Origin of the sequence: Micromonospora sp. MW-13 (assembly GCF_003434305.1) — a bacterium.
Classification (GTDB): Bacteria; Actinomycetota; Actinomycetes; order Mycobacteriales; family Micromonosporaceae; genus Micromonospora.
Genome location: NZ_QKKX01000054.1, coordinates 115,283 through 138,468, shown reverse-complemented (window position 1 = coordinate 138,468; position 23,186 = coordinate 115,283). Strand labels below are relative to the sequence as shown.

Genomic DNA, 23,186 nt, shown 5'->3' with positions numbered 1-23,186 from the left:
ATCAGCTAGCCGGACCACGGCGGCGGCGTCAAGCGCAAAGCCGACAGTAGGTCGCGGGCGGCCGGGACCCTTCGGTCGGCCCCGGCGCGGACGCCCGCCAGGGGTCCCCCGGCGCACGGTGCCGGCCGGGCGGGTGTTGCGCCTGCGTACGATGCGGGGCCGGACATTCCCTCGGCCCGGCGGAGGTAGCGGCAGATGGCAGGCCAGCACGAGGGCTTCGCCCTCGGCGTCGACCTCGGCACGTCCAACACCGTGGCCGTGCTCCGCTGGCCGGACGGGCGGACCCGGCCGCTGCTGGTCGACGGGCAGCCGGTCGTCCCCTCCGGGGTGTATGCCGACACCGACGGGCGCCTGCACGTCGGCCGGGACGCCCAGCGGCTGGCGCAGGCCGACCCGGGCCGCTACGAGCCGAACCCGAAGCGCCGGATCGACTCCCGGGCCGTGCCGCTCGGCGACCGCGAGTACGCCCCCGCCGACCTGCTGGCCGCGATCCTGCACGCGGTGGGCCAGACGGCGGTGGCCGCGGTCGGCTTCCTGCCTCCGGCGGTGCTGACCTGCCCCGCGTCCTGGGACGACGCCCGGCGTGAGGTCCTCGCCGACGCGCTGCTGCGCGCGGGCTGGCCCCAGGCCGCCGAGCACACCCTCTCCGGCCCCACCCCGCTGGGCACCCGGCTGCTGCGCGAGCCGGTCGCCGCCGCCCGCTACTACGCCCAGGTGCTGCGCCGGCCGGTGCCGGTCGGCGGCTCGATCGCCGTGTTCGACCTGGGCGGGGGCACCCTCGACGTGGCGGTGCTGCGCAACGAGGGCGCCGACCCGTGGGGCGACTCCGGCTTCACCGTGACCGTCACCGGGGGCGTGCCCGACCTCGGCGGGCTCGACCTGGACGCCGCCCTGACGGGCCGGCTCGGCGAGCTGGTGTCCGCGACCGATCCGGCGCAGTGGGACCGGCTGACCCGGCCGGCCGACGCCGGGCAGTGGCGGGACCGGCACCGCCTGTGGGAGGGCGTCCGCGAGGCGCGGGAGATGCTGTCCCGGGCCCCGGTCGCGCCGGTGGTCGTGCCGGGGTCGCAGCAGGTCGTCCAGCTCACCCGGGACGACCTGGAGCGGGTGGCCACCCCGCTGCTGGCCCGGGCCGTGGCCGAGACCGGGCGGGTGATCGCCGCCGCCGGCCTCACCCCCGACCGGCTCGCCGGCCTGTTCCTGGTGGGCGGCCCGACCCGGATGCCGCTGGTGGCCCGGATGCTGCACGCCGAGTTGGGCGTCGCGCCGACCGTGCTGGAGCAGCCGGAGCTGCCGGTGGCCGAGGGCGCGCTGACGGACCTGCCGGCTCCCCGGCCGCCGCATCAGGCGTCGCCGGCCGCGCCGGCCGGCGTACCACCGACCGTGCCGGCGGTGGCCGGGGCCGGCGGCCTCCCACCCACCCGGGCGGACGGCCCGCCGGGGTCGCCGCCGACCGTGCCCGCCGGGTCGCCCGGGATGCCGGCCACCGCGTGGGGCGGACCCGTCTCCGGTACGCCGGCGCCGCCGGCCCCACCGCGGCGGCGGCGGGCGCTCTGGATCTCGGTCGCGGCGGCCCTCGCCCTCGCCGGGGTGGCCGGCGGCGGCGCCCTGTGGTACACCCGGGACCGCTACCCGGGGCTGGAGTTCCAGAAGACCCTGACCGAGGTCAAGCGCGTCCCCGCCGGGACGGACCGGCCGGCGGAGACCTTCACCGCGCTGCTCGGCGACACCGGCTACGCGGCGTACCCGCTGCCGGACGACCGGCTGGAGATCGTGGCGGTCGACGCGGCGACCGGCGCGCAGCGGTGGCGCAAGCAGACGACGCAGACGTCGCAGCGGTGGCGGTCGCTCGTCGCCGTACCCGGGGCGGTGGCGGCCTTCTCCGACGCCTTCGGCGACGGCGGCTCCCGCGAGGTGATGGTGCGCGACGCCTCCTCCGGCGAGCAGCGGTGGTCCCGGACGATCCAGGACGACGACCAGGTGTTCTTCGGCGAGGATGTGGCGGTGCTCGTCGACCGGGACGGCAACCGGCTGGTCGGCCTGCGGATGCGGGACGGCACGCAGGTGTGGGAGCGACCCAACCCGCGCGACGGGTCGGACGACGCCCGCAGCACCGTGCTGCGCGTCGAGACCGCCGAGGGGGCCGGCGGGCCGGCGTACGCCGACGGGGCGCCCCGCGACCCGTGGCGCGGGAAGGTCGACCGGCTCGTGCAGATCGGCGCGGACCGCTCGGCCCGGCTGATCGACCTGGACACCGGGTCGGTGCTGCGCACCTGGACCGGGGTCGCGGACCGCGACGACCTCCTGGTCGCCCGGGACGACCGGCTGTACGTGGTCGACGACTCCACCGTCGGCCGGTACCGGCTGCTCGGTTACGACCTGACCCGGGTGGCCCAGCCGACGGTCCTGCACAGCGCCACGGACGACGGGCGGCGGGCGGAGGCGCTGGTGGCCTGCGGCGAGCATCGGGCGTGCGTGCTGGAGGTGCCGACCGGCGACGCGGACCGCGCGGAGGTGGTGGTGGCCGCCGAGGGCGCGAGCCCCCGGCGCTGGGCGGCACCGGGGGCGAAGGACCTGGTGCCGGTCGGCGAGCACCTGCTCGTGCGGCGCCAGTACCCGGAGCCGACGTCGACCCTGTTCGACCCGGAGGGCAGGGCGGTGCTGCGGGACCGGGACGGGGTGGCGGTCCGGCTGGACGCCGGCAACATCCTGGTCTTCGCCGACAGGATGAGCGGCAGCGAGTCGGACCCCAGCGTCGCCGGGATGGCGGTCGGCTCCCCCGAGCCGGCCGAGCTGGGCCGGGCCAAGGACGTGCGCGGGGAGTCCTGCTCGTGGAACACCAGCGTGCTGTTCTGCGGCGCGGCGAAGGACTTCGTGCTGTACCGCTTCGCCCCCACGCCCTGACCGGCCCCACGCCCTGACCGGCCATTCTCCCCGACCGGCCATTCTCGCCCGACCGGTCCGGACACCCTGCCCCAGCCGCCACGGCCGGCGAGCGCCGCCCGGCCCCGACCGTCGGTGCGGTGCGGTCGGGGCCGGGCGGACGTCAGTCGGCGGCGGCCAGGTCCCGGAAGACGCCGAGTGTCGCGGGGTCGTCGATGGTGGCCGGGACCGGCTCGTCGCGCCCCTCCACCAGCCCGCGCATCGTCCGCCGCAGGATCTTGCCGGACCGGGTCTTCGGCAGGGCCGGCACGACGGTGACCCGGCGGAACGCGGCGACCGGGCCGATCCGCTCCCGAACCCGGGCGACCAGTTCGGCGGCGAGGGCGGCCGGCTCCACCTCGACGCCCGCCTTGAGCACCACGTAGCCGCTGGGCACCTGGCCCTTGAGCTGGTCCGACACGCCGATGACGGCGCACTCGGCCACCGCCGGGTGGCCGGCCAGCACCTCCTCCATCGCCCCGGTGGAGAGCCGGTGCCCGGCCACGTTGATCACGTCGTCGGTGCGGCCCATCACGTACAGGTAGCCGTCGTCGTCGAACCGGCCGCCGTCGCCGGTCAGGTAGTGGCCGGGGAAGGTGCTCAGGTAGGACCGGACGTAGCGCTCGTCGTCGCCCCAGAGGGTGGGCAGGCAGCCCGGGGGCAGCGGCAACCTGATCACGATCGAGCCGTCGACGCCCGCCGGCACCTGCGCGCCCCGCGGGTCGACCACCCGCACGTCGTACCCGGGGACGGGCACCGACGGCGAGCCGGCCTTGATCGGCAGCGGCTCCAGCCCGCGCGGGTTCGCCGCCACCGGCCAGCCGGTCTCGGTCTGCCACCAGTTGTCCACCACGGGCACGCCCAGCCGGGCACCGGCCCAGGCGAAGGTGTCCGGGTCGAGGCGCTCGCCGGCCAGGAACAGCGTCCGGAGGCTGGACAGGTCGTACCGGCCGATCCGGGTGCCGTCCGGGTCCTGCCGGCGGATCGCCCGGATGGCGGTGGGGGCGGTGAACAGGGCGGCGACCCGGTGCTGCGACACGACCCGCCAGAACGCGCCCGCGTCCGGGGTGCCGACCGGCTTGCCCTCGTAGAGCACCGTCGTCGCCCCGGTGAGCAGCGGGCCGTACACGATGTAGGAGTGGCCGACCACCCAGCCGACGTCGGAGGCGGCCCAGAACACGTCGCCGGGCCCGATGCCGAAGACGTTGGTCATCGACCAACGCAGCGCCACCGCGTGGCCGCCGTTGTCCCGGACCACGCCCTTCGGCCGGCCCGTCGTGCCGGAGGTGTAGAGGACGTACAGCGGGTCGGTGGCGGCGACCGGGACGCAGTCGGCCGGCTCGGCGCCGTCGAGGGCCTCGTCCCAGGTCAGGTCCCGGCCGGGGGTGAGCGGCGCGGGGTGCTGGGGGCGCTGCACGATGACGCAGCGCTCCGGGGCGTGCTCGGCCTCCGCCAGCGCCGCGTCGAGGATCGGGTGGTAGGGCACGACCCGGTCCGCCTCGATCCCGCACGAGGTGGCCACCACCACCTTCGGCCGGGCGTCGTCGACGCGGACCGCCAGCTCGTGGGCGGCGAAGCCGCCGAACACCACGGAGTGCACCGCGCCGATCCGGGCGCAGGCCAGCATGGCGACCACCGCCTCGGGGACCATCGCCAGGTAGAGCAGCACCCGGTCGCCCCGGCCGACCCCGAGCCGGCGCAGGGCCCCGGCGAACCGGGCGGTCGCGTCGCGCAGCTCGGCGTACGTGTACGTGCGGGTCGTGCCGGTGACCGGGCTGTCGTGGATCAACGCGGCCTGGTCGCCGCGGCCCGCCGCCACGTGCCGGTCCAGGGCGTTGTGGCAGGTGTTCAGCTCCCCGTCGGGGAACCAGCGGTACAGCGGGGCCCGGCCGTCGTCGAGGATCCGTTCCGGCGGCCGGTGCCAGTCGATGTCCGCCGCCGCGTCCCGCCAGAAGGCGGTCGGGTCGGCGATGCTCCGCTCGTACGCTGCTCGATACGCGCCCATCCCGCCATGGTGCGTCGTGTTGCCCGGCGGGCAGAACGGCCGGACCGCTCCGGTGCGCCGGACGCACCTGCCGGGTCGCCGAACGGTGGGCCGGACTGGCGAACGCCCGCGTCCGCCACGGATGAAGGTCCGCGGGGCGGGTAAGCAGAGCCGCCTGGTGAGGAACGGCCGGCGTCGCGGCGGACCGCGACTCCGACGCCCGGGCGGGACGGCGAGCCGCCCCGCCCGGGCGCATCACCGTCGCACCGGTGCGGTCCCGGCCCGACCGGGGTCAGTTGCCGGTGACCCAGTTCCAGGCGGACATTACCCACTCGGTCTGCTGGAGGTAGGCGACCCCCAGGCCCACCAGGAAGATCGCCGTCACGATGTGGGCGCCCCGCGCGCTGCGCCGGACCCGCCCGAGCTGCCGCTCCCAGATCACCCGGCCGAGCAGCCGGGACAGCCCGAACAGGCCGGCCGCCACCAGCAGGCTCAGCACGAAGGTGAGCAGCGGCGCGCCGAGGTCCCCCCGCCCCGAGATGGCCCAGATGCCCCAGCAGACGAAGGCGAAGAGGCCCCCGGCGGCGCTCCACTCCCCGCCGACCCGCAACCGGGCCAGGTGCCAGCTCAGCGGACGGCGCGGCGCCGGCACGTCGCCGGACCAGAGCCCGTCGTGCCCGCCCTGGTCGACGGTGGGGAACTGCTCGGTACGCGGGGTGCGCGGCTGCCCCACGGAGGCCACTCCCCGGCGGAAGGCGTCGCGCTGCGGCGGCACCCCGACACCCGGTTGCGGCGACACCTCGACGGTCCGCTCCGCCCACGGCTGTGTCTGGTCTGCCATCTCGTGTCCTCCCCATGACGTCGGCGCCGGCACCGGCCGGTCCCCATCTCCGAGGGTAACGAGCCGGCAAATCGGTCGCCCCGCCCGTGTCGCGTCCGGTAGACACGGGCGATGACGAATCCTCCGCCGCCGATCCGGGTCGGCCGGCCCGACGACTTCGACGACATGGCCCGAATGATCGAGATCACGTTCCACACCACCTTCGGCGAGGAGACCCGCGAGGCCGAACGGGGCATCTGGGAGCCGGACCGGAGCCTGCTGATCCGGGACGGCGCGGATCTCGTGGCGCACGTCTCGGCGTTCACCCGGGAGCTGACCGTGCCGGGCGCCACGCTGCCGGCCGCCCACGTGACCATGGTCGGGGTGCTGCCGACGCACCGCCGCCGCGGCCTGCTCACCCGGCTCGTGCGCCGGCAGTTGCGCGACGTCCGGGACGCCGGCCGGGAGCCGGTGGCCGTGCTCTGGGCCAGCGAGGGCCGGATCTACCCCCGGTTCGGCTACGGCCTCGCCGCACAGGAGTACGCCGTCGAGTGCGCCACCACCGAGTTGCGGCTGCCCGCCCCGACCGCCGCCGAGGGCCGGCTGTGCCTGGACCGGCCCGTGGCGCGGCGGGCCGACCTGGCCCGGCTGTACGACCGGCTGCGCGCCGAGCGCCCCGGCTGGTCCGACCGGGACGACCGGTGGTGGCGGTACGTGCTGGCTGACCCGGCCGACGAGCGCGCCGGCGCGACCGAGCGCCGGGTGGTGCTGCACGAGGGCCCGGACGGCGAGGTCGACGGGTACGCGTTGTGGCGCTCGCGCCGGGACTCCGACGCCGCCGGCCCGCGCGGCGTGACGATCGTCGAGGAGCTGGTGGCCGCGGACCCGGCGGCCCGGCTGGCGCTGTGGCGGCTGTTGCTCTCGCTCGACCTGACCCGCCGGCTCTCCTACCGGGGGCCGGTGGACGATCCGCTGCTGCGCCTGGTCGACGAGCCGCGCCGGCTGGTGGCCCGGCTCTCCGACGCGCTCTGGGTGCGGGTGGTGGACGTGCCGGCCGCGCTGGCCGCCCGCCGGTACGCCGTCGACGTGGACGTCGTCGTCGAGGTCACCGACGAGTTGCTGCCGGAGAACTCGGGGCGCTGGCGGCTGACCGGCGGGCCGGACGACGCCCGGTGCGGACGCACCGACCGGCCGGCCGACCTGGCCTGCGACGTGCGGGCGCTCGGTGAGCTGTACCTGGGCGGGACGGGGCTGGCGGCGCTGGCCGACGCCGGGCGGGTCCACGAGCGGCGCCCCGGCGCGCTGGCCGCCGCCGGTCCCGCCTTCGCCTGGCACCGGGCCCCGGCGGGGATGGGCGTCTTCTGAGCGCCCCCGCCCCGCCGGCCGGCATCCGTAACCGGGCGGGCGCGGCGGCGGGGCGGGCGGTACGGTCGGCTGATGGGTGACGCGGATCGACGGCGACGCCGGCTGAGGCACCACCCCGACGCCGAGGTGCCCACGGTGGCCACGGCCGGGGTGCAGGACGTGGCCGAGCCGCCGCCCCGCCGCCGGAGCGGTCCGGCGGGCGAGGAGCGCGACGGCGAGCGGGGCCTGCGCAGCCTGGTCGGCCCCGGCTCCTCCCAGGTGGGGCCCCTGGCGGCGCTGCGGGCCCGGGACGCGGCCCGCCCGACCGAGGAGGACCTGGCCGAGGCGGAGGCCCGGGTGGTCGTCGTCCGGCGCAACTGGGTGCCCCGCGAGGACCTGCCCCGCTCCGGCCGCTGACCCGGCCGGCCCGCCGACCCCCGGCGCGCCGGCTCAGGGCAGCTCGGGCAGTTCCCGGCTCTGCTCGTACGCGGTGACCTGGTCGATCCGGCGGGCGTGCCGGGGGTTGCCGGAGAACGAGGTGGTCAGGAACGCCTCGACGATGGCGGTGGCCTCGTCCAGGGTGTGCTGGCGGGCGCCGACGGCCACCACGTTGGCGTCGTTGTGCTCCCGGCCGAGCTGGGCGGTGTCGATGCTCCAGGCCAGCGCCGCCCGGACCCCCGCGACCTTGTTGGCGGCGATCTGCTCGCCGTTGCCGGAGCCGCCGATGACCACGCCGAGGCTGCCGGGGTCGGCCACCACCCGGGCCCCGGTGTGCAGGCAGAACGCCGGGTAGTCGTCGTCCGGGTCGAAGGCGTGCGGGCCGACGTCGGCCACCTCGTACCCCTGCTTGGCGAGGTGGCTGGCCAGGTGCACCTTCAGCTCGAAACCGGCGTGGTCGGATCCCAGGTAGACGCGCATACCGCGCAGTCTGTCAGGCCGCCGTCCGCGCCGCCGAGCCGGCGGCGGCGCGGAGCCGGATTCGTCACAGGAATGCAGGTCACGCGGGTGCCCGGCGCGTCGGGCCGGCGCGTCGGGCCGCTCAGCGGGACAGTTCGGCCACCACCAGGCCGCCGCGGGCCTTCGGGGTGAACCAGGTGCTCTTGCGCGGCATCTTCTCCCGGGCCAGGTTGACCGCGACGAAGTCGTCCACGGTCACCGGGGCGATCAGCACCGCCAGCTCGGCCCGGCCCGCCTCGACCTCGCCGGTCAGCCAGCTCGCCGGGTAGTCCCCGCCGACATAGGTGATCCGCTTGTCGCCCGGGTCGAGGCCGAGCGCGTCGCGCAGCAGCACCCGCTCGACCAGCGCGTGGTCGAGGTTCTCCAGCCGGCCGCCGTCGACGTGCGGCAGGCGTACCACGTACCCCTGGCCGGGGAGCCGGAGCGCGACGGTGCCGCCGGTCGTCGGGACCTCGACCGGGCCGTCGACCTCGGTGACCTCGGCGCCCGCGGCGCGGAGCCGGTCGACCAGCTCCGCCGGGGTGACGGTCAACTCGCTGACCAGCCGGTTGTACGGCTGGATGGCGACCGAGGCGGGGGTGGTCACCACGGCCAGGAAGCGGGGCAGGCCACCGGTCTGGGCGGCGAGGCTGCGGTGGTTGCCGTCGGCGACCACCAGCTCGCCGCCGCCGGCCAGCGCGGTCAGCGCGTCCTGCTCCGGGCCGGGGCCGAGCAGCCAGACGGCGTGCGTGCGCCCGGCCTGGTCGGTGTCGGTCGCGGCGGGCGCCCCGGCCGACTCGGTCGCCGCGGCGAGCGCGGCGTGCAGTTCGTCACCCCGGCCGGTCTGGAGCAGCAGCACGGGCGAGAGCAGGTGGCCGAGCGCCCCGGCGAGGGCGACCCGCTCGCGGACCTTCGCGATGAAGACGTCCTCGTTGCGGATGACCAGGCCCGGCTCGTCGGCGCTGGTGGAGATCTGGTCGGTGTCGACCATGGCGAACAGCCCGTACGCGGTCTCCTCCCCCGGCGCGCTGATCCGGTAGAGGACCACCACCTGCTCGGCCGGGGTGTAGCTGCCGTCGGCCTTGGCCTCGGCGAGACGGGCCACGGCGTCGGGAAGCGCGTCGAGGAAGGACTTCCCGAGGCTCTCCGGCGCCCGGTGCGGCATCTCGATGCCGAGGGCACTGTGCGGGTTCGCCCCGATGATCGCGGTGATCTCCGCGTCGTCGGCGAACTCGTCGTAGTTCTGCGCGCCGGTGCCGCCAGTGGTGATCCAGGCCCGGGCGATCGGATGTACGACCGTCATGTCCGCTGACGCTACCGCCGCCCGGTGACCCCGCGCAGCGGGCCCCGTACCCGGTCCACCAGTTGAAAGGCGGCACCCGGCGGGGTCGCCCGGGAGGTGGCCACCACCCGGGCGACGCCGACCACGATCGGCGGCGCCAGCAGGTCGACCATCTCGGCCGGCAGCGTCGGCCGGACCGCCGGCCAGCCGGCGTCCGCCACGGACCAGTACGTCGCACCGGGATCCCCGGTCGCCTCGTCGGACGTACGGCGGTGCTTACCCATCGGATGCCTCCACGAGCTGCCGGGTGCGGCCCCGCGGGCCGTAGGCGGGACATCCGGTGGAACGACTCCCGCGCCGCCCGGTGACGCCCCCACGGCGCGCCGCCGGGGCCCGCGTGGGTCCCGGCGGCGCGGCGGGCAGGGAACCCGGTCCGTCGCAGGCGTGACGCGGGCCCTTCCCCACCCTCAGTCGAAGGTGGGGCCGATCTCGCGGGAGCGCTTCAGCTCGTAGAAGCCGGGCGTGCCGGCGACGAGCAGCACGCCGTCCCAGAGCCGGCCGGCGGCCTCCCCCCTCGGGCGCGGGGTGACCACCGGGCCGAAGAAGGCCACCGGCGTGCCGTCCGGGCCGGGGGCGTGGACGACCGGGGTGCCCACGTCGGTGCCGACCGGCCGCATGCCGGCCTCGTGGCTGGCCCGCAGGGCCTCGTCGTACGCGGTGCTCTCGGCGGCGGCGGCCAGTTCCGGGTCCAGCCCGGCGTCGGTGAGCGCCGCCGCGTACAGTTCCGGGCCCAGGTTCTCCTTGCCGAGGTGGATCCGGGTGCCCAGCGCGGTGTACAACGTGCGGACGGCGTCCTGGCCGTACTTCTGCTCGGCCGCGACGCAGACCCGCACCGGGCCCCAGCCGGTCCGCATCAGTTCCTGGTACTCCTCGGGCAGGTCACGCCCCTCGTTGAGCACCGTCAGGCTCATCACGTGGAAGCGGATGGTCACGTCGCGGACCTGCTCCACCTCCAGCAGCCAACGGGAGGTGATCCACGCCCACGGACAGATCGGGTCGAACCACATGTCGACGGTGGCACGGTCGGTCACGGTGCGGTTCCCTTCGCGACGGGAGGGCCGGGAAGCCGGCACCTCGTCCCCCGATCCTCCACCCCACCCGGCATCGACCGGTACCGGAATGAGAGCGTGACCTCGGCCACCGAGAGGGGCCCGCCCGTGGAAGACTCGGATCCGACCGGCCGTCACGAGCGGACGGTGGGCTGGCGCCGCGGCGGCGCAGGGCGAGAGTGGGATGGAGACGAACAGTGCCGGGAGTGCGCAACCTGACCCAGGTCGAGGCCACCGAGCGGGCTCGCCTGCTCGAGATCGCCGGGTACGACATCAGTCTGGACCTGTCGACCGCCGTCCAGGCCGCCGACGCCCGGACCTTCCGGTCGGTGACCGAGGTCCGGTTCCGCTGCGCCGAACCGGGCACGTCCACCTTCATCGAGGCCGCCGCCGAGTCGGTGCGCTCGGCGACGCTCAACGGCGTCCCGGTCGACATCTCCGGCTGGTCGGCGGACCGCGGGCTGACGCTGACCGGGCTGGCCGCGGAGAACATCCTCGTGGTCGACGCCGACTTCGCGTACTCGAACAGCGGGCAGGGGCTGCACCGCACGGTCGACCCGGTCGACGGGGAGACCTACCTCTACAGCCAGTTCGAGACGGCGGACGCCCAGAAGGTCTTCGCCTGCTTCGACCAGCCCGACCTGAAGAGCGTCTACACCTGGCACGCCACCGTCGCGGAGCACTGGCGGGTGGTGTCCAACATGCCGGTCGAGCGCGAGGAGCCGGCCGGCGAGGGGTTCAAGACCGTCCACTTCGTCCCCTCGGCGCGGATGAGCACCTACATCACCGCGCTCTGCGCCGGCCCGTACCACGAGGTGCGGGACAGCCACGACGGCATCGACCTGGGCGTCTACTGCCGGGCCTCGATGGCGCAGTACCTCGACTCGGACGACCTGTTCCTGATCACCAAGCAGGGCTTCGACTTCTTCCACCAGCAGTTCGGGGTGCGCTACCCGCTGCCCAAGTACGACCAGCTCTGGGTGCCGGACTTCAACGCCGGCGCGATGGAGAACTTCGGCTGCGTCACCCACGCCGAGTCGCACTACATCTTCCGCTCCCAGGTCACCGACTTCGAGTACGAGCAGCGGGCCAACACGATCCTGCACGAGCTGGCCCACATGTGGTTCGGTGACCTGGTCACCATGCGCTGGTGGAACGACCTGTGGCTGAACGAGTCGTTCGCCGAGTGGGCCAGCCACTGGTGCAACGCCAACGCCACCCGGTTCTCCGACGCCTGGACGACCTTCCTGTCCATCCGGAAGAACTGGGGCTACCGGCAGGACCAGCTCTCCTCCACCCACCCGGTGTACTGCGAGATGCCGGACCTGGAGGCGGTCGAGGTCAACTTCGACGGCATCACGTACGCCAAGGGCGCGAGCGTGCTCAAGCAGCTCGTCGCGTACGTCGGCGAGGAGCCGTTCCTGGCCGGGCTGCGGGCCTACTTCGGCAAGCACGCCTGGGGCAACGCCACCTTCGACGACCTGCTGTCGGAGCTGGAGACGGCCTCCGGCCGGGAGCTGCGCAAGTTCGCCGCCCAGTGGCTGGAGACCGCCCAGGTCAACACCCTGCGCCCCGAGGTGACGATCGCCGCCGACGGCGGCTACCAGCGGGTGGTGGTGCGGCAGGAGGCGCCAGCCGGGCACCCGACCCTGCGCACCCACCGCATCGGCGTGGGCCTGTACGACCTGACCGACGGCCGGCTGGTCCGCCGGGAGCGGATCGAGGTCGACGTGACCGGCGAGCTGACCGAGCTGACCGACCTGCACGGCGTGCGGGCGGCCGACGTGCTGCTGCTCAACGACGACGACCTGACGTACACGAAGCTGCGCCTGGACGAGCGGTCGATGGCCACGGTGGTGCAGCACATCGCCGGCTTCGAGTCGTCGCTGTCGCGCGCCCTGTGCTGGACGGCCGCGTGGGACATGGTCCGCGACGCCGAGCTGTCGGCCCGCGACTACGTGTCGCTGGTGCTGGCCGGGCTGCCCGCGGAGACCGACATCAACCTGGTCACCGCCACCCTCCGCCAGGCCACCACCACGCTGGTCTACTACGCCGACCCGGCCTGGGCGCCGACCGGCTGGGCCGAGCTGTACCGGACGGCGAGGGCCACGCTGGCCGCCGCCGAGCCGGGCAGCGGGTTCCAGCTCGCCTGGGCCCGCGCCGTCACCTCGGCGGCCCGCTCCGACGAGGGCCTGGCGACGCTGCGGGGCTGGCTGTCCGGCACCGACGTGCCGGCCGGGCTGACCGTCGACACCGAGCTGCGCTGGACGATCCTCCAGCAGCTCGTGGCGAACGGGGCCGCCGGCCCCGAGGAGATCGAGGCCGAGCTGGCCGGCGACCGCACCGCCAGCGGCGAGCGGGAGGCCGCGTACGCGCACGCGCTGGTGCCGACGGAGGAGAACAAGGCCGCCGTCTGGGCCCAGCTCACCGGTCCGGACGCGCTGTCGAACTGGCGCAACCGGGCGCTGTTGCAGGGCTTCGCCCCGTCCGTGCAGGCGGAGCTGGTCGCCCCGTACGGGGAGAAGTACTTCGCCGTGGTGGACCAGATCTGGGCGCAGCGGGACAGCGAGCCGGCGCAGGAGTTCGTCCAGCTGGCGTACCCGGACCAGCAGGTCTCCGAGGAGACCGTCGCCGCCACCGACGCGTGGCTGGCCGCCGGCGGGCAGCCGGCGCCGCTGCGCCGGCTGGTCGCCGAGGGCCGCGACGCCGTCGTCCGCGCGCTGCGGGCCCGCGCCAGGGACGCCCACAGCGCCTGAGGCGAGTGTTACCCGGCCCGGGGCCGGCGTGGGCGAACCGTCCCGCCGGCCCCGGTCGTTATGGTTGGGCAGGGAGGTGGACGTGATGGCACAGCCGACGTACGAGTGGCACCCACCGGAGCGGGGTTGGCGCGAGCAGGACCTGTTCGACCTACCCGAGGACGGGAACCGCTACGAGATCATCGACGGGAGCCTGCACGTGACGCCACCGGCTGGTTACGCCCACCACGAGCTGGCGGACGAGATCCGGCTGACACTGCGCGCCGCGGCCCCGAAGGGGTGGCGGGTGATCCGTGAAGCCGGGCTCAGGGCGCCGGGCAGCAACCTGATCCCAGACCTGACGGTGTTGAAGCCGGGCGCTCCGGCGGACGGCATGTGGATCGAGCCGTCCGACGTGGCGCTCGTCGTCGAGGTGGAGTCGCCCAGCAGCCGACGGCACGACCGGTTCACGAAGCCTTGGCCGATGACGCTCGACCCGAGCGCCTGGCCGCGCTGAGCGCGCCCTCCGGTCGACCCGCCCCCGAACGCACCGACACCCGGGCCGCCAGTCGCGGACCGGGTGTCGTCGTCGTGCGGGCAGGCTCCTGCGGCGCAGGCGTCGGCCCTGCCGCTCAGCCCCCGGCCGGCGGCTCAGCCCTTGCCGGCGTGGCTGGCGAGCTGGTCGAGGCCGTTGATGATGCCGCCGGCCAGGTCGCCGCCGCCGAAGGCCGCCACCATGGAGAGCGCGGCCAGCTTGGCGTACGTGTCGGGGATGCGCTTGCGGGCGTGCCGGCCGGTGACGACCTCCAGCTGGCGCTGGTTGGGCGACACCGCGATCAGGACCGACCGGTCGGGGTCGGCGAGCTGCCCGTGCAGCCGCTGGGCGTGCTCGCGGATCGGCTCGTCGAGGCCGCCGACGTAGACCGAGAAGACCAGCCCGGTCCCCTGGTCGGCCAGGCGGAGCGCCTCGTCGATGCGCAGCAGCTGACGGGTCGAGAAGGGCCCGTCGAGCACCTCGGGTGGTGTTCCCGTGCCGGCCTGCATCTCACCAACGGTCACTTGCGCCTCCGGTTCCCCCGGCCGGCGCCTCGATGCCGGCTTTCTCAAGCTTGTGGCTGGTCAGCGCCGGCGCCTGCGCGCCCGCGGTCAGCACGGCGCCGGCCGAGTCGGCCAGCTGCTCCGGACGGCCCAGGAACCAGACCGGAGTGAAGTCGAAGGGCCGGCCCGGCCGGTAGCGCCGGACGGCGCCGCCCCTGCCCGGGCCGCCGGCGAACGCCAGCGCGGTGATCACCAGCACCACGGCCGCCGGGATGCCGACGAAGATCAGCAACGTCTCGGTAACAGACAATCCCAACGCCCCCAGGCGGAAAGAGAGACCAGGAATTCCGGGTCGGGTGGACGATCATGACACCGACCGCCCGACTCCGCTCGTATTCACGTTAGCGGAGTCGACGGCCAGCCAGATTGCGGGGTGGCGATCCCACCCGTCACTGGCGTGCTCAAGCTGCGCGGCGGCCTCGATCAGAGTGGCGTCGGCACCGTACCGGCCGGTGAGCAGGACACCCACCGGCAGGCCCCCGGCGGTGCGACCGAGCGGCAGGGAAACCGACGGTTCGCCCGTGACGTTGAACACGGCGCAGTACGGCGAGAACCGCCGCTGCCGGTCGAAGTCGCGCTCCGGGTCGCCGTCGGCGGTGAACCAGCCGACCGGCGCCTGCGGCGCGGCCAGGGTCGGGCAGAGCAACAGGTCGCACCCGGCGGTGCGGCGGGCACCCCGGCGCACCTGGGCCTGTAGCTCGCCGAGGGCGCCCATCAGCGCACCGGCGGAGACGGCCGCGCCCCGGGCCCGCAGGAACCGGGTCAGCGGCAGCAGTCGACTCTCCAGCTCCGGCGTCACCGGGGTGAGCGCCAGGACGTACCAGACGGTCTCGAACAGTGGCCACGCCTCGGGGCCGAACGGCGCGGGGACCTCGACCACCTCGTGGCCGGCCCCGGCGAGCAGCGCGGCGGCCCGGTCGACCGCGGCCACGCAGTCGGGATGCACCGGCTCGTCGGCGAGCATCGGGGTGGTGAACCGCCCGATCCGCAGCGGGCCGGGCGCGGCCCGCCGGGCCACGCCGAGGTAGCCGCCGTCGGGCGCGGCCGGCGGCAGGTACGGCTCGCCGGGCACCGGCGCCGCCATGACGTCGAGCAGCGCGGCGACGTCGGCGACGGTGCGCCCCAGCGGCCCGTTGACCGGCAGGCCGAACGCGCCGAAGCCGAGCGGCCCGCCGGGCACCGCGCCCCGGCTGGGCTTGTAGCCCACCAGCCCGCACAGGGAGGCGGGGATGCGCAGGGAGCCGCCGCCGTCGGAGCCCTGGGCCACCGGGACCAGCCCGGCGGCCACCGCCGCCGCCGCGCCGCCGCTGGACCCGCCGGCCGTGTACGCCAGGTCCCACGGGTTGCGGGCCGGCGGCGCGACCAGCCCCTCGGAGTACAGCGAGCAGCCCAGCTCGCTGGTGGTGGTCTTACCGAGGCTGACCAGCCCGGCGGCGCGCATCAGCCGGACCACGTCGGCGTCGAGCGGGGGCACCAGGTCGGCGAAGGCCGCCGAGCCGAAGGTGGTACGCACCCCGGCGGTGAGGGTCAGGTCCTTGACCGCCGTGGGCACCCCGTGCAGCGGGCCCCGCCCCTCGACGGGCGCCGCGTCGGCGGCCCGCGCCGCGTCCCGGGCCAGCTCGGGCGTGACGGTGACGAACGCGCCGACGGTGTCGCCGAGCGCGTCGACCCGGGCGAGGTGGTGCGCGACGAGCTCCAGGCTGGAAAGCTCGCCGCGCGCGATCGCGGCGCCCTGCTCCAGCGCGGTCAGGTCGTGCAGCTCAGCCACCCCGCCATCCTGCCCTGTCCGGGCACCGGGCGCCGTCCGACACGGCCGGTCAGCGCGCCGGGGACCGGTCGTCGTCGGGCGCGCCGGCCCGGTCGCGGCCGACCGGCGGCAGCTCCCGGGCGGCCACCCGCCGGTCGATGCCGAGGAAGCGCAGGGCGTTGGCGGACAGCAGCTTGTCGCGCTGCCGCGCCGTGAGGAAGTCCGCCTCGCGGACCACCCGCCCGGCCGGGCGCTCCCCCAGCGGGTACGGGTAGTCGCTGCCGACCAGCACCCGGTCCTCGCCCATGGTGTCCACCAGCAGCCGCAGCGCCGCCGGTTCGAACACCACCGAGTCCACACAGAACCGGTCGACGTACCCGCTGGGCGGCGCGGCGGACGCGCCCCGGACCAGGTCGCCCCGGCGGTGCCAGGCGTTGTCGGCACGACCCAGCCAGAACGGGAAGCTCCCGCCACCGTGCGCGAAGCAGATCCGCAGCGACTCCGGCACCCGGTCGAACACGCCGCCGAGGATCAGCGCCAGCACCGACAGGTGCGTCTCGGCGGGCATCCCGGTCAGCCAGCGGGCCATCCACCGGTCCAGCCGGGGCCCGCCCGGCATGTCCCACGGGTGCACGAAGACCGGCGCGCCGACCTCGGCGCAGTGCTGGAGGAAGGTGACCACGCCCGCGTCGTCGAGGTCCCGGTCGCCGACGTGGTTGCCGATCTCCACCCCGACGTGCCCGGCCGCGAGACAGCGGTCCAGTTCGGCGCAGGCCGCGTCCGGGTCCTGCAACGGCACCTGGCAGAACGGCACCAGCCGGTCGCCGCCGGCGGCGGTGACCTCCAGGGTGAGGTCGTTGAAGATCCGGGCCACCTTCACCGCCTGGTCGGCGGGGCGGTCGTAGCTGAAGAAGACCGGGGTCGGGGACACCACCTGCACGTCGATCCCGTCGGCGGCCATGTCGGCCAGCCGGGTCGGCGCGTCCCAGCACTGCGCGCCGACCGGCCGGAACTCCGTCTCCCCCACCATGATCATGGCGGCCCGCTCGGAGTCGACCCGCAGCCAGGGCCAGCCGGACCCGCCGCACGCCGCGCCGAGGTCCGGCCACCCCTTCGGTACGACGTGCGTGTGCACGTCCACCACCGGCCGCCCGGCGGACGCCCCCATCAGCCCTTGCCCGGGTGCAGCGTGCCGCACTCGCCGCAGGTGCGGGCGGCCTCGTCGGCGTAGAACGCGCCGAACACCGGGGGCAGGTCGGCGGCGATGTCGCGGACCTGCAACTCCACCTCGTGCACCTTGTGCCCGCACTCCGGGCAGTACCACTGGAACTTCTCCAGCGTGCCCTCCTCGCGGACCCGTTCGACCACCACGCCGATCGAGCCGGCCTCGGGACGCTGCGGCGAGTGCGGGGTGTCGCGCGGCAGCATCCACATCTGGCCCTCGCGCACGTGCACCGTACGCGGCCCCTGCGGGGTCATCAGGTTGATGTGCATGTTGCCCTTGACCTGGTAGAAGAACTCCTCGTACGGGTCGACGTGGAAGTCGGTGCGCTGGTTCGGCCCGCCCACCACCATCACGATGAAGTCGTCCCCGCCGGGGAACATCTCCCGGTTGCCCACCGGCGGCTTCAGCAGGTGCTGGTTCTCGGCGACCCACCCGGGGAAGCTGAACGGCTCGGCGATCTCACTCACGACTGACCTCCCGGCGGAAGAAGTGCCACGGCTTGCATCTCGACGAGCAGGTGTGGGTGCGGAAGCTGGTGCACCGCGACGGTCGTCCGGGTCGGCCCCGTGGCGTCGAAGAACTCCGCCCACACCTCGTTGTAGCCACCGAAGTCGTTCATGTTGACCAGGTACGACGTCACCTGCACCAGGTCGGGCAGGTCGGCGCCGACCGACCGCAGCACGTCCCGGATGTTCCCGATCACGGCCCGGGTCTGCGCCCGGATGTCGAGGTCGGTCGTGCCGAACTCGTCCACCGACACGCCGGCGAAGGTGTTGTCCGGCCGCCGGGACGACGTACCGGAGACGAAGACGAACCCGCCCGCGACCTTGACGTGCGGAAACGCCCCGCGCGGCACGGCCTTGCCGGCGACCACGCGGGCGGTCACGACGACGCCCGCAGCGACGCGGTGCCGAGCTTCTCCACCACGGCGCGGACGTGGGCGCCGGGGCGTAGCGGCACGGCGGCGGTGGCGGCTCCGGCCAGGAAGACCCAGCCGGAGCGGAGCCGCACGCCGTGCCGGCCGGCGAGGCGGAGCCCCTCGTCGAGGGTCCGGCGGGGGTCGCCGAGGATCGCGGCGGTCGAGCCGACCTGGGCGACCCGGCCGTCGATCTCAAGGAGCACGCCGAGGTTGTCCAGCCCGTCCGGGACCGGCGACCAGGCTCCGACGGTGAACGCGGCGGCGGAGGCGTTGTCGGCGATGACGTCGGGCAGGGAGAAGGTGAAGTCGGCGTACCGGGAGTCGATCAGCTCGATCGCCGGGGCCACCGCGCGTACCGCGTCGGTGAACGCGCCGACCGGCTCGCCCGGCTCGGGCAGCCGGTCCAGCAGGAACGCCACCTCCGGCTCGACCCGGGGGTGGATGAAGTCGGCGACGTCGACGGCGCCGCCGTCGGGGACCCGCATCACGTCGGTGAGCCGGCCCCAGATCACCTCGTCCACCCCGACCTGGGCCATCTTCGCCCGGCTGGTCAGCCCCATCTTCAGCCCCACCAGGCGCTCGCCCCGGTCCAGCCGGCGCTGCACGAGCGCGGTCTGCACCGCGTACGCGCCGTCGGCGTCCAGGCCGATCTCGGCGGCGAGCTGCGGTATCGCGGTGGCCGTGTCGGCCGCCGTCCCCAGCCGGCCGGCGACGCCGGCGGTGTCCACCCCGATCACGCGACCTCCTCCTGCCCACGCCGGCCCGCGAGGTCCAACGCCACGTCCACGATCATGTCCTCCTGGCCGCCGACCATCCGCCGCCGGCCCAACTCCACCAGGATCGACCGGACGTCCACCCCGTACTTCGCCGAGGCACGCTCGGCGTGCCGCAGGAAGCTGGAGTAGACCCCCGCGTACCCGAGGGAGAGCGTCTCCCGGTCGACCTGGACCGGCCGGTCCTGGAGCGGCCGGACGATCTCGTCGGCCGCGTCCATCAACGCGAACACGTCGCAGCCGTGCTTCCAGCCGTGCAGCTCGGCGACCGCGACGAACACCTCCAGCGGCGCGTTGCCGGCCCCGGCGCCCATCCCGGCCAGGGACGCGTCCACCCGCACCGTGCGCCCGTGCGGGGCGTCCGGGCCAGCCGGGGCGGCACCGGCGATCCGGCCGTGCTCGACGGCGACCACGCTGTTGGCCACCCCCAACGACAGGTTGTGGTGGGCGTGGATGCCGATCTGCGTCTCCGGTTCGAGGACCTGCCGGTACGCGTCGATCCGCTCGGCCACGTCGGACATCAGCAACCGGCCGCCGGAGTCGGTCACGTAGACGCAGTGCGCGCCGTACGACTCCATCAGCCTGGCCTGGGCGGCCAGCCCGGCCGGGTCGTTCATGTGCGACATCATCAGGAACCCGGACACGTCCATGCCGTTCTCCCGGGCCCAGGAGATGTGCTGGGCGGAGATGTCGGCCTCGGTGCAGTGGGTGGCGATCCGGACGCTGGTCACCCCCAGCGCCTTCGCCGCCCTCAGGTCGGCGATGGTGCCGATCCCGGGCAGCAGCAGGGTGGTCAGCCGCGCGCTGGTCAGCACCTCGGCGGCGGCGGAGATCCAGTCGGCGTCGCTGGCCGCGCCGTGGCCGTAGTTGACGCTGGACCCGGCCAGCCCGTCGCCGTGCGCCACCTCGATCGCGGCCACCCCGGCCGCGTCGAGCGCGGCGGCGATGGTGCGCACCTGGTCGACGGTGTACCGGTGGGCGACGGCGTGCATGCCGTCGCGCAACGTCACGTCCTGCACGTACAGGTCGGTCATGCGGTCACCGCCTTGCGCAGGGCGACCAGCCGCTCGGCGGTACGCAGCGCGGCCGAGGTCATGATGTCCAGGTTCCCGGCGTACGCCGGAAGGTGGTGCCCGGCCCCGGACACCTCCAGGAACACCGACACCTGGAGCCCGGTGAGGTGCCGGCCCAGCGCCGGCACGTACGCGTCGACCGGGTCGAACTGCACGTCCTGCTTGAGCCGGTACCCCGGGACGTACTCCTGCACCGTCGCCACCATCTGCGCCACCGATCCGGCGATCGCATCCCGGTCGGCGTCGGCGTCCGGGCACAGGCAGTAGACCGTGTCCCGCATCATCAGCGGCGGGTCGGCCGGATTCAGCACGATGATCGCCTTCCCCCGCCCCGCGCCACCGACCACCTCGATCGCCCGCGCGGTCGTCTCGGTGAACTCGTCGATGTTGGCCCGGGTGCCCGGTCCGGCCGACTTCGAGGCGATCGAGGCGACGATCTCGCCGTACGCCACCGCCGTCACCCGACCGACCGCGGCCACGATCGGCACGGTGGCCTGACCGCCGCAGGTCACCATGTTCACGTTGGGTTCGTGCAGGTGCTCGTCCAGGTTGACCGGCGGCACCACGTACGGGCCGATCGCCGCCGGGGTCAGGTCCACCACCGTCCGGCCGAGGGCGCGCAGCACCTCGTCGTGGCGCCGGTGCGCGCCGGCCGACGTGGCGTCGAAGACCAACTCCACGTCCGCGAACCCGGGCAGCGCCACCAGGCCGTCGACGCCCTCGGCGGTGGTCGCCACGCCGAGCCGGCGGGCCCGGGCCAGCCCCTCGGAGTCCGGGTCGATACCGGCCATCGCCACCATCCGCAGGCTCCCCGGGGAGGGCGCGGAACGCGGCGAAGCGGAGTCCCGCAGCGGCCCGTCAGGGCTGCCGCTGCGCCGCAACACCTTGATCATCAAGTCGGTCCCGATGTTGCCGGAACCGAGCACCGCCACCCCGACGCTCATGCCGCGTCCCCCTTCGAGAAACAGGCCCGGACCGAACCGAGCCCGGAGATCCGCGCCTCGTACGAGGCGCCGGGAGTGACCGGCACCATCGGGCCGAGCGCTCCGGAGAGCACCACGTCCCCGGTCCGCAGCGAATCACCGGATCGGGCCATGGTCTGCGCGAGCCAGGCCACCGCGTGCAGCGGGTTGCCCATGCAGGCCGCCGCGGCGCCGACCGAGACCGGTTCCCCGGCGTGTTCGAGGACCATGCCGGCCAGCCGCAGGTCCACGTCGGCCAGCCGGCGGGGCGTGGTGCCGAGCACGAACAGGCCGCTGGAGGCGTTGTCGGCGACGGTGTCCACGATGGAGATGTCCCAGCCGGCGACCCGGGAGTCGACGATCTCGATGGCCGGCAGCAGGTGGTCGACCGCCCGAATGACGTCGACGGTGGTGACCCGCTCCTCGGGCAGGTCCGCACCGAGCACGAAGGCGATCTCCGCCTCGACCCGGGGCTGGAGCAGCCGGTCCGTCGCGATCTCGTCACCGTCGGGCACCGCCATGCTGTCCAGCAGCACCCCGAAGTCGGGCTGGTGCACCCCGAGGTTCTCCTGCACCGCCCGAGAGGTCAGGCCGATCTTCGCGCCGGTCCGGCGGTGCCCGGCGTCCAGCCACCGCCGGACCTGGTGCTGCTGCACCCGGTACGCCGAGGCGACGTCCCCCTCGGGCAGCAGCCGGCCGCGCAGCGGCGGGCAGGGTTTGCCGGACTCGCGTGCCTGGAGCAGCTCGCCGGCGGCCAACTCGATGTCGGTCATGTCAGGTCCACGCAGACGTTGGTGAGTTCGGAGTAGAAGTCCAGGGAGTGCACGCCGCCCTCCCGACCGATGCCGGACGCCTTCACCCCGCCGAACGGGGTGCGCAGGTCCCGCAGGAACCACGTGTTGACCCAGACGATCCCGGCGTCCAGCCGTGCCCCCGCCCGGTGCGCCCGACCCACGTCCCGGGTCCACACCGTCGCCGCCAGGCCGTACTCCGAGCCGTTGGCCAGCGCGTACGCCTCCTCCTCGACGTCGAACGGAGCCACGTGCACCACCGGCCCGAAGATCTCCTCCCGGTTGGTCCGGGCATCCGGACCGAGGCCGGTGAGCACGGTCGGCCGCACGTACGCGCCACCGTCGCGGGCGTCGCCGAACGTGGGCCGGCCGCCCCCTGCGAGCACCTGCGCGCCCTCGGCGCGGGCCAGGTCGTGGTAGCCGAGCACCTTCCTGCGGTGCTGTTGGGAGATCAGTGGCATGTTCACGGTCGCCTCGTCCGCCGGCCACCCGTACGCCAGGCCGTCGGCGGCCTTCGCCAACCGCTCGACGAACTCGTCGAACACCGGGCGCTGCACGTAGATCCGTTCCGTGCACAGGCAGACCTGACCGCCGTTGGTGAAGCTCGACCGCACCGAACCCGCGACCGCCGCGTCCAGGTCGGCGTCGGCGAAGACCAGGCCGGCGTTCTTCCCGCCCAGCTCGAACGAGACCGCCTTCACCCCGTCCGCCGCCGCCCGCATGATCGCCCCGCCGGTCGACGACTCACCAGTGAAGGTGATGGCGTCCACCCCCGGGTGCCGGGTCAGGAACTCCCCCGCCGAATCCGGGCCGAACCCGTGCACCAGGTTGAACACCCCGTCCGGCACCCCAGCCGCCGCCATCACCTCGGCCAGCAGGGTCGCCGAAGCGGGCGTCTCCTCACTCGGCTTGACCACCACCGCGTTGCCGCAGGCCAACGCCGGAGCGACCTTCCACGTCAGCAACAGCAGCGGCAGGTTCCACGGCACCACCACCGCGACCACACCCACCGGCTTTCGCACCGCGTAGTTCAACGCCCGCCCGCCGGACGGGGTGACCGTGGTGAACGACTCCGTCGGCGCCGTCGCCACGATCTCCGCGAACGCCCGGAAGTTCGCCGCCCCACGCGGAACGTCCAGCGTCCGGGCCTGCGAGATCGACTTACCCGTGTCCGCCACCTCGGCCGTCACCAGGTCGTCGAACCGGCGCTCCAACTCGTCGGCGACCCGACGCAGCACCTCGGCGCGCTCCCGCTCACCCATCCGGCCCCACGGCCCACGCAGCGCCGCCCGGGCGGCGGCCACCGCGTCGTCCACCGTCGACCGATCGGCCTCCACCACCTCGAACACCGGCTCCCCTGTCACGGGACTCCGCTTGGTGAACCGCCGGCCGGCGGCGACGAACTCCCCGCCCACGAAGTGCCGCAGCAGCCCCGGCCCGCGGGTCGCCCGCCCGGCCATCAGGCC

Annotated in this window: 22 protein-coding genes; 5 read left to right on the top strand and 17 right to left on the bottom strand. The window is 74.8% G+C overall.

Annotated features, from left to right (window positions below; genetic code table 11):
• Positions 1-195 precede the first annotated feature (195 nt).
• A complete protein-coding gene (locus C5N14_RS24225) occupies positions 196-2,904 on the top strand; it encodes an Hsp70 family protein (RefSeq protein ID WP_117670944.1) in 2,709 nt (902 codons plus the stop codon).
• 142 nt (positions 2,905-3,046) lie between these two features.
• Here the strand turns inward: C5N14_RS24225 and C5N14_RS24220 are convergent, their stop codons facing one another.
• Both C5N14_RS24220 and C5N14_RS24215 read right to left on the bottom strand, forming a co-directional pair.
• Positions 3,047-4,927: a propionyl-CoA synthetase gene (locus C5N14_RS24220; RefSeq protein ID WP_117670942.1), complete on the bottom strand. Its 1,881-nt coding sequence runs from the start codon at positions 4,925-4,927 to the stop codon at positions 3,047-3,049.
• Positions 4,928-5,198: 271 nt separating this feature from the next.
• Complete coding sequence (locus C5N14_RS24215; protein ID WP_117670940.1) at positions 5,199-5,747, bottom strand: hypothetical protein; 549 nt, start codon at positions 5,745-5,747, stop codon at positions 5,199-5,201.
• Between the two features lie 111 nt (positions 5,748-5,858).
• Here C5N14_RS24215 and C5N14_RS24210 point away from each other — a divergent pair, with 111 nt between their 5' ends.
• Both C5N14_RS24210 and C5N14_RS24205 read left to right on the top strand, forming a co-directional pair.
• Entirely contained in the window at positions 5,859-7,091 is a 1,233-nt protein-coding gene (locus C5N14_RS24210; protein WP_117670938.1) for a GNAT family N-acetyltransferase, read from the top strand.
• Positions 7,092-7,163: 72 nt separating this feature from the next.
• Positions 7,164-7,487 (top strand): hypothetical protein, encoded by a 324-nt coding sequence (locus C5N14_RS24205; protein WP_117670936.1) that lies wholly within the window; start codon positions 7,164-7,166, stop codon positions 7,485-7,487.
• Between the two features lie 33 nt (positions 7,488-7,520).
• On the opposite strand, the gene C5N14_RS24200 is transcribed toward C5N14_RS24205, so the two are convergent.
• From C5N14_RS24200 to C5N14_RS24185, 4 genes are all read right to left on the bottom strand, one after another.
• Positions 7,521-7,988, bottom strand: coding sequence for a ribose-5-phosphate isomerase (locus C5N14_RS24200; protein WP_117670934.1), 468 nt, complete (start codon positions 7,986-7,988; stop codon positions 7,521-7,523).
• Positions 7,989-8,109: 121 nt separating this feature from the next.
• Positions 8,110-9,309, bottom strand: a complete 1,200-nt coding sequence (locus C5N14_RS24195) for a DUF1015 family protein (RefSeq protein WP_117670932.1) — start codon at positions 9,307-9,309, stop codon at positions 8,110-8,112.
• Positions 9,310-9,320: 11 nt separating this feature from the next.
• Positions 9,321-9,572 (bottom strand): hypothetical protein, encoded by a 252-nt coding sequence (locus tag C5N14_RS24190; RefSeq protein WP_243639992.1) that lies wholly within the window; start codon positions 9,570-9,572, stop codon positions 9,321-9,323.
• Positions 9,573-9,755: 183 nt separating this feature from the next.
• Positions 9,756-10,355, bottom strand: a complete 600-nt coding sequence (locus C5N14_RS24185) for a disulfide bond formation protein DsbA (RefSeq protein WP_371685897.1) — start codon at positions 10,353-10,355, stop codon at positions 9,756-9,758.
• Positions 10,356-10,603: 248 nt separating this feature from the next.
• Here C5N14_RS24185 and pepN point away from each other — a divergent pair, with 248 nt between their 5' ends.
• Both pepN and C5N14_RS24175 read left to right on the top strand, forming a co-directional pair.
• Complete coding sequence (pepN, locus tag C5N14_RS24180; RefSeq protein WP_117670928.1) at positions 10,604-13,153, top strand: aminopeptidase N; 2,550 nt, start codon at positions 10,604-10,606, stop codon at positions 13,151-13,153.
• Between the two features lie 85 nt (positions 13,154-13,238).
• On the top strand, positions 13,239-13,649 hold the full coding sequence (locus C5N14_RS24175; protein WP_117670997.1) for a Uma2 family endonuclease: 411 nt from the start codon (positions 13,239-13,241) through the stop codon (positions 13,647-13,649).
• A 134-nt stretch (positions 13,650-13,783) separates the two neighbouring features.
• Here the strand turns inward: C5N14_RS24175 and C5N14_RS24170 are convergent, their stop codons facing one another.
• From C5N14_RS24170 to C5N14_RS24120, 11 genes are all read right to left on the bottom strand, one after another.
• Complete coding sequence (locus C5N14_RS24170) at positions 13,784-14,191, bottom strand: DUF5130 family protein (RefSeq protein WP_117670926.1); 408 nt, start codon at positions 14,189-14,191, stop codon at positions 13,784-13,786.
• Positions 14,178-14,462 carry a hypothetical protein gene (locus C5N14_RS24165; protein WP_117670924.1) on the bottom strand — a complete coding sequence of 95 codons (285 nt, stop codon included), beginning with the start codon at positions 14,460-14,462 and terminating at the stop codon, positions 14,178-14,180. Before C5N14_RS24165 ends, C5N14_RS24170 begins: the two co-directional genes overlap by 14 nt.
• Before the next feature lie 72 nt (positions 14,463-14,534).
• Entirely contained in the window at positions 14,535-15,998 is a 1,464-nt protein-coding gene (locus tag C5N14_RS24160) for an amidase (RefSeq protein WP_117670922.1), read from the bottom strand.
• A 49-nt stretch (positions 15,999-16,047) separates the two neighbouring features.
• On the bottom strand, positions 16,048-17,145 hold the full coding sequence (locus C5N14_RS24155; protein WP_243639990.1) for an amidohydrolase family protein: 1,098 nt from the start codon (positions 17,143-17,145) through the stop codon (positions 16,048-16,050).
• The gene (locus C5N14_RS24150) at positions 17,145-17,669 is read right to left on the bottom strand and encodes a 3-hydroxyanthranilate 3,4-dioxygenase (protein WP_117670920.1); all 525 of its coding nucleotides are present in this window, start codon (positions 17,667-17,669) and stop codon (positions 17,145-17,147) included. The genes C5N14_RS24155 and C5N14_RS24150 overlap by 1 nt, the downstream gene beginning before the upstream one ends.
• Positions 17,666-18,088, bottom strand: coding sequence for a RidA family protein (locus tag C5N14_RS24145; protein WP_117670918.1), 423 nt, complete (start codon positions 18,086-18,088; stop codon positions 17,666-17,668). The genes C5N14_RS24150 and C5N14_RS24145 overlap by 4 nt, the downstream gene beginning before the upstream one ends.
• Complete coding sequence (locus C5N14_RS24140; protein WP_117670916.1) at positions 18,085-18,858, bottom strand: 2-keto-4-pentenoate hydratase; 774 nt, start codon at positions 18,856-18,858, stop codon at positions 18,085-18,087. The genes C5N14_RS24145 and C5N14_RS24140 overlap by 4 nt, the downstream gene beginning before the upstream one ends.
• Positions 18,855-19,928, bottom strand: coding sequence for a 4-hydroxy-2-oxovalerate aldolase (dmpG, locus tag C5N14_RS24135; protein ID WP_117670914.1), 1,074 nt, complete (start codon positions 19,926-19,928; stop codon positions 18,855-18,857). The genes C5N14_RS24140 and dmpG overlap by 4 nt, the downstream gene beginning before the upstream one ends.
• Complete coding sequence (locus C5N14_RS24130) at positions 19,925-20,911, bottom strand: acetaldehyde dehydrogenase (acetylating) (protein ID WP_117670912.1); 987 nt, start codon at positions 20,909-20,911, stop codon at positions 19,925-19,927. Before C5N14_RS24130 ends, dmpG begins: the two co-directional genes overlap by 4 nt.
• Entirely contained in the window at positions 20,908-21,702 is a 795-nt protein-coding gene (locus C5N14_RS24125) for a 2-keto-4-pentenoate hydratase (protein WP_117670910.1), read from the bottom strand. Before C5N14_RS24125 ends, C5N14_RS24130 begins: the two co-directional genes overlap by 4 nt.
• On the bottom strand, positions 21,699-23,180 hold the full coding sequence (locus tag C5N14_RS24120; protein ID WP_117670995.1) for a 2-hydroxymuconic semialdehyde dehydrogenase: 1,482 nt from the start codon (positions 23,178-23,180) through the stop codon (positions 21,699-21,701). The genes C5N14_RS24125 and C5N14_RS24120 overlap by 4 nt, the downstream gene beginning before the upstream one ends.
• Positions 23,181-23,186 lie beyond the last annotated feature (6 nt).